The sequence below is a fragment of the Acidovorax sp. JMULE5 genome (assembly GCF_013376875.1).
Taxonomy (GTDB): Bacteria; Pseudomonadota; Gammaproteobacteria; order Burkholderiales; family Burkholderiaceae_C; genus Acidovorax; species Acidovorax facilis.
Window position 1 is genome coordinate 1,114,180 of sequence record NZ_CP035951.1, and the last position, 13,825, is coordinate 1,128,004.

At 65.4% G+C, this 13,825-nt stretch carries 9 protein-coding genes; 7 read left to right on the forward strand and 2 right to left on the reverse strand.

All coding sequences use genetic code 11. The annotated features are described in order from the left end of the window. Positions 1 to 126 precede the first annotated feature (126 nt). Complete coding sequence (locus EXV95_RS05060; RefSeq protein WP_255484925.1) at positions 127 to 3,309, reverse strand: EAL domain-containing protein; 3,183 nt, start codon at positions 3,307 to 3,309, stop codon at positions 127 to 129. Positions 3,310 to 3,564: 255 nt separating this feature from the next. Continuing rightward, positions 3,565 to 5,022 carry a short-chain fatty acyl-CoA regulator family protein gene (locus EXV95_RS05065; RefSeq protein WP_176886048.1) on the reverse strand — a complete coding sequence of 486 codons (1,458 nt, stop codon included), beginning with the start codon at positions 5,020 to 5,022 and terminating at the stop codon, positions 3,565 to 3,567. A gap of 123 nt (positions 5,023 to 5,145) precedes the next feature. Between EXV95_RS05065 and EXV95_RS05070 the strand changes: the two genes are divergently transcribed. From EXV95_RS05070 to EXV95_RS05100, 7 genes are all read left to right on the forward strand, one after another. Further along, the gene (locus EXV95_RS05070) at positions 5,146 to 5,541 is read left to right on the forward strand and encodes an acyl-CoA thioesterase (RefSeq protein ID WP_176886049.1); all 396 of its coding nucleotides are present in this window, start codon (positions 5,146 to 5,148) and stop codon (positions 5,539 to 5,541) included. Further along, on the forward strand, positions 5,538 to 6,695 hold the full coding sequence (prpC, locus tag EXV95_RS05075) for a 2-methylcitrate synthase (protein WP_176886050.1): 1,158 nt from the start codon (positions 5,538 to 5,540) through the stop codon (positions 6,693 to 6,695). Before EXV95_RS05070 ends, prpC begins: the two co-directional genes overlap by 4 nt. A 180-nt stretch (positions 6,696 to 6,875) precedes the next feature. Then, positions 6,876 to 9,542, forward strand: coding sequence for a Fe/S-dependent 2-methylisocitrate dehydratase AcnD (acnD, locus tag EXV95_RS05080; protein ID WP_255484998.1), 2,667 nt, complete (start codon positions 6,876 to 6,878; stop codon positions 9,540 to 9,542). Between the two features lie 134 nt (positions 9,543 to 9,676). Continuing rightward, the gene (locus EXV95_RS05085) at positions 9,677 to 10,060 is read left to right on the forward strand and encodes an endonuclease domain-containing protein (RefSeq protein WP_176886051.1); all 384 of its coding nucleotides are present in this window, start codon (positions 9,677 to 9,679) and stop codon (positions 10,058 to 10,060) included. Continuing rightward, positions 10,057 to 11,250 carry a 2-methylaconitate cis-trans isomerase PrpF gene (gene prpF, locus EXV95_RS05090; protein WP_176886052.1) on the forward strand — a complete coding sequence of 398 codons (1,194 nt, stop codon included), beginning with the start codon at positions 10,057 to 10,059 and terminating at the stop codon, positions 11,248 to 11,250. Before EXV95_RS05085 ends, prpF begins: the two co-directional genes overlap by 4 nt. Before the next feature lie 74 nt (positions 11,251 to 11,324). Continuing rightward, positions 11,325 to 12,188, forward strand: coding sequence for an oxaloacetate decarboxylase (locus EXV95_RS05095; RefSeq protein ID WP_176886053.1), 864 nt, complete (start codon positions 11,325 to 11,327; stop codon positions 12,186 to 12,188). A 166-nt stretch (positions 12,189 to 12,354) separates the two neighbouring features. Then, entirely contained in the window at positions 12,355 to 13,737 is a 1,383-nt protein-coding gene (locus EXV95_RS05100; RefSeq protein ID WP_176886054.1) for a diguanylate cyclase domain-containing protein, read from the forward strand. The last annotated feature ends 88 nt before the right edge of the window (positions 13,738 to 13,825 follow it).

A 13,825-nucleotide genomic window follows, 5' to 3' on the forward strand; every position in this document is an offset into this window, starting at 1 on the left:
GTGCGACAGAAACATTTGGAAAAAACAGGCCCTACCGCTTATCCAGCAACGATTTCACGCTATGAATATTGATATTCTGCAGCAGTGCCAGCAAGGCCCGGGGCCGGATGGGGCAGCGTTCCTGGGTTACGCGCCGTGTGCGTCGTGTGCGTCCTGCGGGTCCTGCGCATCCACCCCATTGGTTTTGCGCACCAGTGCCTCAAACTCGGCCACGGGCACGGGCGGGCTGAAGAGGTAGCCCTGCCAGGCGTGGCAGTGGTGGCGCTCCAGAAACTCGCGCTGGGCCTCGGTTTCCACCCCTTCGGCGATCACGCGCAGGCCCAGGCTGGTGCCCAGGGCTACCACGGTGCGGGCGATGGCGGCGTCGTTGGGGTCGGTGAGCACGTCGCGCACAAAACTTTGGTCGATCTTGAGCTGGTCCAGCGGCAGGCGCTTGAGGTAGGCCAGCGACGAGTACCCGGTACCAAAGTCGTCCAGCGAGAAGCCCACGCCATATCCCTTGAGCTGGCCCATCTTCTCGATCGTGTCTTCCACGTCCTGCAGCAGCAGGCCTTCGGTCAGTTCCAGCTTGAGCTGCGGCCCCTGCGCGCCTGAGCTGGCCAGTGCTGCCAGCACCTGGGCCACAAAACCGGCCTGGTGGAACTGGCGCGGGCTCACGTTCACGGCCAGCCCCAAACCCGCCAGGTCGGCGTGCCGCGCCCAGCGGGCCAGTTGCGCGCAGGCCGCCTGGAGCACCCATTCACCCAGCGGAAGGATGAGGCCGGTCTCTTCCGCCAGCGGAATGAAATGCGCAGGCGAGACAAACCCGTCGCGGGGATGGCGCCAGCGCAGCAGCGCCTCGGCCCCCGTGATACGGCCCCGGTCGATCTGCGGCTGGTAGTACAGCTCGAACTGGCCCTGCGCCAGGCCGATGCGCATGTCCAGCTCCAGCGCGGCGCGCGCGCTGACAGCAGCCTGCATCTGTGGGTCGTAAAAGCGCAGGGTGTCGCGGCCCGCATTTTTGGCCTGGTAGAGCGCCAGGTCGGCCCGTTTGAGCAGCTCGTCCACCGTCTCGCGCATGCCGCTGAAAATGGTGACCCCCATGCTTAGCGAGCTGTGGTGCGCCGCGCCGTTGAGCACGTAGGGCTCGCGCAGGGCGGTCAGGATGCGCTGACCCACCTCTTCGCTGCGGGCCGCAGCCTCCTCAGGGTTGTCGCCCAGGTCTTCCAGCACCACCACAAACTCGTCGCCCCCCTGGCGGGCCACGGTGTCGTCCTCGTGCACGCAATTGCGCAGCCGGTGGGCCACCTGCAGCAGCAGGTTGTCGCCGCTGTCGTGGCCCCGGGTTTCGTTCAGTGTCTTGAAATTGTCCAGATCCAGCAGCAGCAAGGCGCCGCTGCGCTGGTGGCGGGCACTGGTGGCCAACGCCTGCTGCAACCGGTCCATGAGCAGGCGGCGGTTGGGCAAGCGGGTGAGCGGGTCGTAGTAGGCCAGGTTGTTGATCTCTTCCTCGGCCGCCTTGCGCTGACTCAGGTCCTGCATGGTGACAAGGTGCCCGCCCTCCACCACCACCCCCGACACCTCGACGGGCCGCCGTGTGCCGTCGGCACAGCGAATGGTGTATTCGCGGGCGGGTATCACCCCGTCGCCCGCCACGGCCTGCTTTGCGGCCTGGCGCCAGGCATCGTGGACAGCGGTGCGTTCAGATTCGTCGGGGTAAGCGCGCTGCCACCAGGTTTCCACGTCCGGTACGTCTTGCGCCGCGTAGCCGCAGATCTGCACATAGCGGTCGTTGCGAAAACTGATGCGGCCGTCGGTCTGGACCAGGCACAGGCCCATGGGCAGGCGTTCCAGGATGCCGCGCAGCCGGTGCTCGTTGCTGCGCAGGGTGTCTTCCATGCGCTTGCGCGCGGTGATGTCCTGCACCACCGCGATGTGGTGGTCAGGCCGGGCCCCGGGCACCCACATGGGCGACACCGTGAGGTCCACCCACACGACGTGCCCGCTCTTGTGGAGGTAGCGCTTTTCGAGCCGGTACTCGGGCACTTCGCCTTTCTTGAGGCGTTCCAGGTGCTGCGTGTCGGCCTCCAGGTCGTCAGGATGGATGAGTGCCTGGACATGGAGCGCAGCCATCTCGTCAGGGCTGTAGCCCACGATGTCGCAATAGCGCTGGTTGGCGCGCAGAAATCGGCCGGTGGTGGTGTCCAGCAGCGCCACGCCCACGCTGGCCTGGTTGAACAAAGCATGAAACCGTTCTTCGCTTTCGCGCCGGGCATCTTCGGACACCTGGGCCCGTGCGAGGGCTAGCGTGCGCTGGCGCACCAGCAGGCCCACGGTAGACGCCAGCAGCAAGGAGACCAGCGCACCGCCCAGCCCCACCAGCACGGGCAGCCGCGCCTCGGAGGGCGACAGGAACGAGCGCGCCGGGTAGAAGGTCAGTCGCCAGCGCCGGTCATGCACCTGCAGGTCGCGCACAAACGGCTGCGCCCCCGGCAATGCCGCCGAAGACTGCGCCAGCAAGGGCCGCACCGTGGAGTCGGCAGAGCCTGCCCGCACCGAACCATGGTCGGCCATGGACACGACGATCCCGTTGAGCAGGCCCTGGCTGCCCAGCGCCTGCACCAGGTCATACACCCGGATGGTGGATGCCACGGCCCCCAGAAAACGGGGCTCCGGCGTGCCCGCCGTGTAGTCGAAAACCGGCACGCGGATCACAAACCCCTGGCGGTGTGTTTCTTCCTGCAGCAAATCAAACGGGGCAGAGACCACGGTATGGCCGCTGTCCCGGCTGTACTGCATGGCGGCCAGGTTGGTAGGCTGGCTGCTGATGTCAAAGCCCAGCACACCTTCGTTGCCTGCCATGGGCCACAGGTATTCGGCCACAAAGTATTCCGCCCGTTCACCTGGCGGCCGGATGGTGAAGTTGGGGTAGCCCTGGGAGGTCAGCGAAGTGTCGGCACGCACGCGGGCTTCGTAGGCGGCCCGCTCGGCGCCAGGCACCCAGCGGGTGAACGACAGGTTGCGCACACCGGGGTAGCGCTGGCCCACCTCCAGGTCGCTGGCCGCGCGCTCAAACTCCAGGCGCGTGAGGTGGGGATTCGCCGTGAACAGGCCGCGCAGGCCGTTGACGACCTCGGTATGCCCTTCGATACGTTGGCTCAGCGCATCAGCAAACCCGCGCGCCTCCTGCATGAACCGCGCGCGCCCGACCTGGGCCACAGAGTCGGCCTGCTGCCAGGCCAGCCAAAGGCTTACCGTCACGCCGAGCACAGCCACGCCCAACCCGGCCATCCAATGCCGGTATCGACCGTTTTGCGTCAGTGGGGCCATGGCGTGGGGCGGGTGGGCGTTGGCATTCGGTATCAGAACAGTGCCTGGACAAGGGTACCTGCGTTATGGGTATGAGCCATGGCAGCCGCACCAAGGAGTCGGGCAAAGCGCAGGATAGCGGCAATCTGCCATCCGTTGGAGCAAGCGGCGGCACAACAACTGGTTACCAATCAGTTATTTGGTAGAAAGTGCCGTCAGCGCAACACCATCATGCGTCGATAGCTATGAATTGATGAGCGGTTTTAATAACCCAGCTCAAGAGAGTGTCTGCCCCGGGCGGCCCGCCACCGGGTACGGCGCAAAGCGGCTTCGATTCTCGTTCACATCCAGCGCACGTCCAATGGGGGGAAACGCCCGCTGCGGGCAGGCGTCGCGCTCACACACCTTGCAGCCCATGCCGATGGGCACGGCGGCCTCGGGGTTGACCAGATCCAGCCCACGGGAATACACCAGTTGCGGCGCATGGCGGATGTCACAACCCAGGGCTACGGAGAACTCCTTGCCGGGCACACCCCACCCGCCCCCGCTGCGCGACACGGTGCGCGCCACCCACAGGTAGGCGCGGCCGTCGGGCATGCGTGCCACCTGCGGCACGATGCGGCCTGGCTGTGCGAAGGCTTCGTACACATTCCACAGCGGGCAGGTGCCGCCGATCTTGCTGAAGTGAAAGTGTGTGGCCGACTGCCGCTTGCTGATGTTGCCCGCGCGGTCCACCCGGATAAAGAAGAACGGCACACCGCGCGCACTGGGCCGCTGCAGCGTGGACAGGCGGTGGCACACCGTCTCGAAACCCACGCCAAACTGCTGGCCCAACCGGTCGATGTCGTAGTGCGCCGCTTCGGCCGCCCGCAAAAAGGCCGTGTAGGGCAACACCAGCGCTCCCGCAAAGTAGTTGGCCAGACCGATGCGCGCCAGCGCCCGGGCCTGGTCGCTGGACAACCCGGCGCTGTCGGCCAAGCGCTGCAGCTCGGCGCCCTGCTCCAGAAACGCAAGCTGCGTCGCCATCTGAAACGCGCGCTGCCCGCGCTCCAACCCCGCCGCCAGCTGCAGCAGCCCGGCCTCGGCCTGGAACACGCGCTGCGCCTGGCCAGGCAGATCGGCCACATCCACCACGCGCACCCCGTGGGCCACGAGCAGGCGTTGGGCCAGCGCCTCATCGGCGCGGCCGGGCAGCAGGCCCCAGTCGGCGGCACATCGCTCGGCCGCGTCGTCCAGCTCGGCAATGTGGTTCTGGCGCGCAAAGAAGAAGTCACGCACTTCTTCATAAGCCATGGGCGGATGGTGGGCCACGGTGCCCTCGCCGCCCCGGTCATTGCCCAGGGCGGCCAGGCGCTCCAGCGCCTGACGGTGCCGCTGGTGCAACGCCAGCAGCGTGCGCGCCACAGCGGGCATGCCTGCGGCCAGCTCGCGGATCTCTGCCAGCGATACGGAATCCACCACGCCCTCCCCGCCCACACCGGCAGGCAGATCAGCCAGCACTTCGCGCAGACCGGTGATGAGGCGTGCCTCGTCGTCGTCCGAAAAACGCTGCACATCCACACCGAACACGGCGTTGATCTTGAGCAGGACGGGCACCGTGAGCGGGCGCTGGTTTTGCTCCAGCTGGTTGAGGTAGCTGGCCGAAAGGTCCAGCGCCCGGGCCAGCGCAATCTGGGTCATGCCGCGCTCTTCGCGCAGGCGGCGCAAGCGCACGCCCATGAAGGTTTTTTTCATTCGATCTTTCGCAGTGGCACCAGAGAATCATTCGCAAAATTTGCAATCTGATGCATTTGCATTCGCAATCATTCGCCAATTCAGCCCTTACAGAGGGGTGCCATTGTGCGTAAATTGCGAAGCATGACAACCCCCACCGGCACCGTCGAACTGACGGAAATCGTCTTCCCCGCCGAAGCCAACCACTACGGCACGCTGTTTGGCGGCAACGCCCTGCAGCTCATGGCCAAGGCGGCGTTTCTGGCAGCGCGCGGCGCCGCGCAGCGCGATGTGGTGATGGCGGGCGTGACCGATGTGCGTTTTCTGGCCCCCGTGCCCGTGGGCCATGTGCTCACGCTGCGCGCCTGGGTCAGCCGCATCGGCCGCAGCTCGCTCACCGTGTGCGTGACCGGTCTGGCCGCCACGCTGGGCTCGCCACCGGAAGAGGTGCTGAAGGGGATTTTTGAAATGGTGGCGGTGGATGGCAAAGGCCGCCCCGCCGCCATCACCAACGCATATGTAAACAAGGAGACCGCATGACTACCACCATTGAAATCCAGGGCTTCAAGCCCAAGAAGTCGGTCGCGCTCTCGGGAGTGACCGCCGGCAACACCGCCCTGTGCACCGTGGGCCGCACGGGCAACGACCTGCACTACCGGGGCTACGACATCCTCGACATTGCCGAGGTCTGCGAGTTTGAAGAAATCGCCCACCTGCTGGTACACGGCAAGCTGCCCACACGCGCTGAGCTCCGGGCCTACAAGTCCAAGCTCAAGGCCCTGCGCGGCCTTCCGATGAGTGTGAAGCAGGCGCTGGAGCAACTGCCCGCCGCCAGCCACCCCATGGACGTGATGCGCACGGGCGTCTCGGCCCTGGGATGTGCGCTGCCTGAAAAGGACGACCACAACCTGCCGGGCGCGCGCGACATTGCCGACCGGTTGATGGCATCACTGGGCTCCATGCTGCTCTATTGGCACCACTGGGCCAGCTCGGGCCGCCGCATCGAGGTGGAGACCGACGACGACTCCATCGGCGCGCACTTCTTGCACCTGCTGCACGGCTCCAAGCCCAGCGCAGCCTGGGAGCGTGCGATGCACACCTCGCTCAACCTGTATGCCGAGCATGAGTTCAACGCCAGCACCTTCACCGCCCGCGTGGTGGCCGGCACGGGCAGCGACATGTATTCGGCCATCACCGGCGCCATTGGTGCGCTGCGCGGCCCCAAGCATGGCGGCGCCAACGAGGTGGCCTTCGAGATCCAGAAGCGTTACGACAGCCCCGACGAGGCCGAGGCCGACATCCGCCGCCGCGTGGAGGCCAAAGAGGTCGTGATCGGCTTCGGCCACCCGGTCTACACGGTGAGCGACCCACGCAACGTTGTCATCAAAGGCGTTGCGCACAACTTGTCGCAAGAGGCGGGCAGCACCAAGATGTATGACATTGCCGAGCGGCTGGAATCGGTGATGTGGGAGGTGAAAAACATGTTCCCCAACCTCGACTGGTTCAGCGCCGTGAGCTACCACATGATGGGGGTGCCCACCGCCATGTTCACGCCGCTGTTCGTCATTGCGCGCACCAGCGGCTGGGCCGCGCACATCATCGAGCAGCGCATCGACAACAAGATCATCCGCCCCAGCGCGAACTACACCGGGCCGGACGATCTGGTGTTTGTGCCCATCGAAAACCGCGCTTAACGCCCACGCAGCTTGCCCTGTTTCTTCCTCCCTCTCCCCTCGCGGGAGAGGGCCGGGGAGAGGGGGTGAACACGCATGAACTCACCTCGCAACCGCCCCCTCTCCCCCAACCCCTCTCCCGCGAGGGGAGAGGGGAGTGAGCAGCCAGCGCGCCAAAATATTCCGCCCGCCCATCCCATGATGAACACCCAATACCGCCGCCCCTTGCCCGGCACCACACTGGACTACTTTGACGCCCGCGAGGCCGTCAATGCCCTGCAACCTGCCGCCTGGGCCACCCTGCCCTACACCGCCCGCGTGTTTGCCGAGAACATCGTGCGCCGCGCCGACCCGGCCACCGTCAACGACTGCCTGCGCCAGCTCATCGAGCGCAAGCGCGACCGCGACTTCCCCTGGTACCCCGCGCGCGTGGTGTGCCACGACATCCTCGGCCAGACGGCGCTGGTGGACCTGGCCGGCCTGCGCGATGCGATTGCCAAAGAAGGCGGCGACCCGGCCCAGGTGAACCCTGTCGTGCCGGTGCAGCTCATCGTGGACCATTCGCTGGCCGTGGAATGTGGCGGGTTCGACCCCGATGCGTTTGCCAAGAACCGCGCCATCGAAGACCGCCGCAACGAAGACCGCTTTCACTTCATCGAGTGGACGAAAAAGGCCTTTGCCAATGTGGATGTGATCCCGGCGGGGAACGGGATCATGCACCAGATCAATCTGGAGAAGATGTCGCCGGTCGTGCAAGTACAAGGCGGCGTGGCCTACCCCGACACCTGCGTGGGCACGGACAGTCACACGCCGCATGTGGACGCGCTGGGCGTGATTGCCATCGGCGTGGGCGGCCTGGAGGCCGAGAACGTGATGCTGGGCCGCGCCTCGATGATGCGGCTGCCCGAGATCGTGGGCGTTAAGCTGACCGGCCATCGCCAGGACGGCATCACCGCCACCGACGTGGTGCTGGCGCTCACCGAGTTTTTGCGCAAGGCCAAGGTGGTGGGGGCGTACCTCGAATTCTTTGGCGAAGGCGCGTCCAAGCTCACGATTGGCGACCGCGCCACCATCTCGAACATGGCGCCCGAATACGGCGCCACGGCGGCCTTGTTCAGCATCGACGAACAGACGCTGGAGTATCTGACGCTGACGGGCCGCGAGGCGGAACAAGTGAAGCTGGTCGCGACCTATGCCAAGGCAGCGGGATTGTGGTCCGACACCCTCAAAGATGCGGTGTACGCGCGCAACCTGGTGTTCGATCTATCGAGCGTGGTGCGCAACCTGGCCGGCCCCTCCAACCCGCATGCGCGCGTTGCCACGTCCGACTTGGCCGCCCAAGGCATCGCGGGCCCCTGGGCCATGCCCGCACCGCAGGACGGCACGATGCCCGATGGCGCCGTGGTCATTGCCGCCATCACCAGCTGCACCAACACCAGCAACCCGCGCAACGTGATCGCCGCAGCGCTGCTGGCGCGCAACGCCAACCGGCTGGGCCTCACGCGCAAGCCCTGGGTCAAGACCTCGCTGGCGCCCGGCTCCAAGGCGGTGGAGCTGTATTTGAAGGAAGCGGGCTTGCTGGCCGACCTGGAAAAGCTCGGCTTTGGCATCGTGGCCTTTGCCTGCACCACCTGCAACGGCATGTCGGGTGCGCTCGACCCTGCCATCCAGCAGGAGATCATCGACCGCGACCTGTACGCCACCGCCGTGCTCTCGGGCAACCGCAATTTCGACGGACGCATCCACCCCTATGCCAAGCAGGCGTTTTTGGCCTCGCCCCCGCTGGTGGTGGCCTATGCGATGGCGGGCACGGTGCGTTTTGACATTGAAAAAGACGTGCTGGCGGTGGTGCACGGGAGGGAAGTTCGCCTCAAAGACCTGTGGCCCAGTGACGCAGAAATCGACGCCGTAGTGAAGACTGCCGTGAAGCCCGCGCAGTACCACGCCGTGTACGAGCCCATGTTCGCCATCCGACACGACGATGGCCAGCGCGTGTCGCCGCAGTACGGCTGGCGCCCGCAGTCCACCTACATCCGCCGCCCGCCCTACTGGGACACCGAGGGCATCGGCGCGCTGGCCGCCCACCCGCGGACTTTGACGGGCATGCGTCCGCTGGCCATCCTGCCCGACAACATCACCACCGACCACCTGTCGCCATCGAACGCCATCCTGCCGGACAGTGCAGCAGGTGAATACCTGGTGCGCATGGGCGTGCCCGAGGAGGACTTCAACTCCTACGCCACGCACCGGGGTGACCACCTCACGGCCATGCGCGCCACGTTTGCCAACCCGCAGCTCGTCAACGAGATGGCCGTAGTGAATGGCAAAGTGAAAAAAGGATCACTCGCCCGCGTGGAGCCCGAAGGCCAGGTCATGCGCATGTGGGAGGCCATGGAAACGTACCTGAACCGCCGCCAGCCGCTCATCATCATTGCCGGTGCCGACTACGGCCAGGGCTCCAGCCGCGACTGGGCCGCCAAGGGCGTGCGCCTGGCGGGCGTGGAGGTGGTGGTGGCCGAGGGGTTTGAGCGTATTCACCGCACCAACCTGATCGGGATGGGGGTGTTGCCGCTGGAGTTTGAGGTGGGGGTCAATCGCATCACGCTGGGGCTGGATGGGAGGGAGGTGTATGACGTGGAGGGTGATCTGATGCCCGGTGCGACGGTGATGCTTGTTGTTCAACACAAGCTGGGTGAGGTGGTGAGAGTGCCCATGCGCTGTCGGCTAGACACTGCAGAGGAGGTTTCGGTGTACGCGGCGGGTGGTGTGCTGCAGCGTTTTGCGCAGGATTTTTTGGCGGCGCGGGCTGGGGTCGCCCCCTCTCCCCAACCCCTCTCCCGCGAGGGGAGAGGGGCTTGCGCGCGTTGATACGAAACATGTTCGCGCAAATCACACCACCACTGCGTCGCGCCGAGAGCATTGCACACGCAGACAATGCTCGCTTTTGTCTTGCTCCCCTCGCCCCTTGTGGGAGAGGGGCCGGGGGAGAGGGGGCCCCGCCCATGGACCAGCGCCAGTTCACCAAAACCCTGCGCCAGAACATGACCGACGCCGAGCAGCTGCTCTGGCGGCACCTGCGCGCCCACCGCATGGACGGTCAAAAATTTCGACGGCAGCAACCCATCGGCCCCTACGTCGTGGACTTTGTGCACTTTGGCCTGCGCCTGATCGTGGAAGCGGACGGCGGGCAACACGTGGATTCAGACCACGACGCGATCCGCGATGCCTGGCTGCGCAGCGAGGGCTTCACCCTGCTGCGGTTTTTGAACAACGACATCCTGCACAACACGGATGCGGTGCTGGAAAGCATCTGGAATGCTGTGCGTGCGGGCACCCCCTCTCCCCCGGCCCCTCTCCCACAAGGGGCGAGGGGAGGAACACCATGAACAACCATCCTTCTCAAATCAAAATCCCTGCCACTTACATGCGTGGCGGCACTAGCAAAGGTGTCTTCTTCAAGTTAGAAGACCTGCCCGCCCCCGCCCAACAGCCCGGCCCCGCCCGCGACGCCTTGCTGCTGCGCGTGCTGGGCAGCCCGGACCCGTACGGCAAGCAGATCGACGGCATGGGCAATGCCTCGTCGAGCACCAGCAAGGCCGTGATCCTGAACCGCAGCACGCGCCCCGGCCACGACGTGGACTACCTGTTCGGCCAGGTGTCCATCGACCAGGCTTTTGTGGACTGGAGCGGCAACTGCGGCAACCTCTCGGCGGCGGTGGGGCCTTGCGCCATCCACGTGGGGCTGATCGATGCGGCGCGTATGCCACAGAAGGGCACCTTTCCGGTTCGCATCTGGCAGGCCAACATCGGCAAGACCATTGTGGCGCATGTGCCCATCAGCAACGGTCAGGTGCAGGAGACGGGCGACTTCGAGCTGGACGGCGTGACCTTTGCAGCCGCCGAGGTGGCGCTGGAGTTCATGGACCCGGCGGAGGATGCCGATGAAGGCGGAGCCATGTTCCCGACGGGCAACGTGGTGGACACCTTGGAGGTGCCCGGGGTCGGCAGCTTCGCCGCCACGCTGATCAACGCGGGCATCCCCACCATCTTTCTCAATGCGCAAGAGCTGGGTTACACCGGAACCGAGCTGCAGCGGGCCATCAACGGCGATGCGGCCGCGCTGGCGCGCTTCGAGACGATCCGTGCATACGGCGCCCTGCGCATGGGCCTGATCCAGCACGTCAGCGAGGCCGCCACGCGCCAGCACACACCCAAGATCGCGTTCGTCGCGCCACCGGCCAGCTACACGGCCTCCAGCGGCAAAGCCATTGACGCCAAAGACATCGACCTGCTGGTGCGCGCTCTCTCCATGGGCCAGCTGCACCACGCCATGATGGGCACGGCAGCGGTGGCCATTGGCACGGCGGCAGCAATCCCCGGCACGCTGGTCAACCTGGCAGCGGGTGGTGGTGTGCGCAGCAGCGTGCGGTTTGGCCACCCCTCGGGCACCTTGCGCGTGGGGGCCGAGGCCCGGCAGAACGACGCCGGCGATTGGCAAGTCACCAAAGCCCTCATGAGCCGCAGCGCCCGCATCCTCATGGAAGGCTGGGTGCGGGTTCCCGTCAGCATTTTTTGAGATAAATTGACCTCTAGCGCTTATCCATAAAGCGCTAACAGCTATCAAAAATATAGCTTTTTGACACCCTATCCATGAATACGAAACAACAACTCAAAGCCCTGGCCCACGCCCGCCGTGGCGTCATCGTGCCTGGCGCCTTCAACGCCCTCTCCGCCCGTGTGGTGGCCGACCTGGGGTTTGAAGCCATTTACATCACCGGCGCAGGCGTCACCAACATGTGGTTCGGTTTGCCCGACCAGGCCTTCATGGGGCTGACCGACATTGCCGACCACACGGCCCGCATCCGCGATGCGGTGGAGCACCTGCCGCTTATCGTCGATGCCGACACCGGCTTTGGCAACGCCCTGAACACCTACCACGCGGTGCGAACGCTGGAGCGCGCAGGCGCCGACTGCATCCAGCTGGAAGACCAGGTCAGCCCCAAGCGCTGCGGGCATTTCAGCGGCAAGGAAGTGATCAGCACCGACGAGATGCTGGGCAAGATCAAGGCCGCCGTGGATGCGCGGCGTGACCCGGACACTCTCATCCTGGCCCGCACCGACGCCTGCGCCACCCAGGGCTTTGAAGCCGCCGTGGAGCGCGCCCAGCGTTTTCAGGAGGCCGGTGCCGACATCCTTTTTGTGGAGGCCGTCACCTCGCTGGACGAGATCCGCGCCCTGCCCCAGCGACTGACAGCGCCGCAGCTCATGAACATGGTGATCGGTGGCAAGACGCCCATCACCAGCGCTGAAGAACTGGCCGCCCTGGGCTACGGCCTGGTGCTGTACGCCAACGCCGCGCTGCAGGGCGCGGTGGCGGGCATGCAGAAGGCGCTGACCGTGCTGCGCGACACCCAACGCATTGATGAAGACCCCGCCCTGGTGGCGCCGTTTGCCGAGCGCCAGCGGCTGGTGCAAAAAATGGCCTGGGATGCGCTGGAAGAAAAATACACATAAAAAATGCCCACAGCGCTTTAACCACAAGCGATAGAAGCTATAAATTGGATAGCAATCAGCAGTCGCTTAATGGATATCCCTTGGGTTGCGGGCTGCATCCATGCCGCACAAAAAGGGGGCGCACGGCACAATGGGTCTTCTTGGCACCTTGTGCGCGCTACCCTTCATGCAAAGCATCCCTTCCCAGAACGTGGTGGACCTGCTGCTCGACGCGGTCTGCGTCGTCCATGCGGACAGCACCATTGAGTTTGTGAGCCCTGCGTTCGAACGCATCTTTGGCTACGCGCCCGAGGAAGTCATTGGCAAACGCATGCTCGACATGGTGCACCCCGAGGATCGGGCCATCACCCAAAGCCAGGCGCAGAGCGTGATGAATGGTCATCTTCAACTGCAGTTTGAAAATCGCTATGTGCGCAAAGATGGCTCTATCGCCCATATCCGCTGGACGGCACGCTGGTTGCCTGACAAGCAGCGGCGGCTGGCGGTGGCGCATGACATCACCGAGCGCAAGTTCACCGAGTCGATGCAGGCGGTGATCTATGCCATCTCCGAAGCCGCTCACACCACACACAACCTGCAGGCGCTGTTCCAGCACATCCACCAGATCATCGGGCGCCTGCTGCCCGCCACCAACTTCGCGGTCGCGCTCTACGACGCCTGCAGTGATTCGTTGAGTTTTCCGTACCACGTCAACGAACCGGGTGCCGCCCCCACGCCCCCGGCGCCAGTGCAGGATGCGCTGTGTGCCGAGGTGATCCACAGCGGCAGCCCCCTGCTGTTGACGCCCAATGCCCTCGACAACGCCGACCCCCGTGCCGCACAACTGCGCCGGCAGCTACCTCAGGAACACACACCGCTCTGCTGGCTGGGCGTGCCGCTGCAAACCCAGAAAGGCGCCATCGGTGCGCTGGTGCTGCAAAGCACCACCGAGCAGGGCCGCTACACCGAAAAGGACAAGGAGCTGCTGCAGTTTGTCTCCACCCAGGTCGCAGCCGCCATCGAGCGCAAGCAGATGCACGAACGCCTGGAGCACATGGCGCAGTATGACCAGCTCACGCACCTGCCCAACCGCCAGCTGTTTCTGGACCGTCTCAAGACCGCACTGGCCCGCGCGCGGCGCGACCAAAGCCTGCTGTCGCTCCTGTTCCTCGACCTGGACGACTTCAAGCAGGTCAACGACACCCTGGGCCATGCCATGGGCGACCTGCTGCTGCAGCGGGTGGCCCAGCGGCTGCTGGAGTGCGTGCGCGGCTCGGACACCGTCGCGCGCCTGGGGGGCGACGAATTTGTGGTGCTGCTTGAAGGCGGCCATGCCCGCGAACACGCCGCCGCAGCGGCCGACAAGATCCTGGCAGCCTTCGGCCAGCCGTTTGACCTGGAAGGTATCCGCCTGAGCATCCAGCCGAGCATCGGCGTGGCCATCTACCCCGAGCACGGGGGCGAAGAACACCGGCTGCTGGGCCATGCCGATGAGGCGATGTACCTGTCCAAGAAAAGCGGCGGCAACCAGGTGCGGGTGGCTTCACCCCGGGATGGGCTGGTGCCCTGACGCAGGCTACCGTACCGCCAGCCTGCTGAGCAGACCCGCCGCGCCCTCTCTCTTTTACTTCCACCCCAGCCCTTTATTCCAAACGTTC

Excerpts from the sequence above, each read along its gene's own strand:
- EXV95_RS05060 (WP_255484925.1), bottom strand. The coding sequence starts at position 3,309 with ATGGCCCCACTGACGCAAAACGGTCGATACCGGCATTGGATGGCCGGG.
- EXV95_RS05065 (WP_176886048.1), bottom strand. The coding sequence starts at position 5,022 with ATGAAAAAAACCTTCATGGGCGTGCGCTTGCGCCGCCTGCGCGAAGAG.
- EXV95_RS05070 (WP_176886049.1), top strand. The coding sequence starts at position 5,146 with ATGACAACCCCCACCGGCACCGTCGAACTGACGGAAATCGTCTTCCCC.
- prpC (WP_176886050.1), top strand. The coding sequence starts at position 5,538 with ATGACTACCACCATTGAAATCCAGGGCTTCAAGCCCAAGAAGTCGGTC.
- acnD (WP_255484998.1), top strand. The coding sequence starts at position 6,876 with ATGAACACCCAATACCGCCGCCCCTTGCCCGGCACCACACTGGACTAC.
- EXV95_RS05085 (WP_176886051.1), top strand. The coding sequence starts at position 9,677 with ATGGACCAGCGCCAGTTCACCAAAACCCTGCGCCAGAACATGACCGAC.
- prpF (WP_176886052.1), top strand. The coding sequence starts at position 10,057 with ATGAACAACCATCCTTCTCAAATCAAAATCCCTGCCACTTACATGCGT.
- EXV95_RS05095 (WP_176886053.1), top strand. The coding sequence starts at position 11,325 with ATGAATACGAAACAACAACTCAAAGCCCTGGCCCACGCCCGCCGTGGC.
- EXV95_RS05100 (WP_176886054.1), top strand. The coding sequence starts at position 12,355 with ATGCAAAGCATCCCTTCCCAGAACGTGGTGGACCTGCTGCTCGACGCG.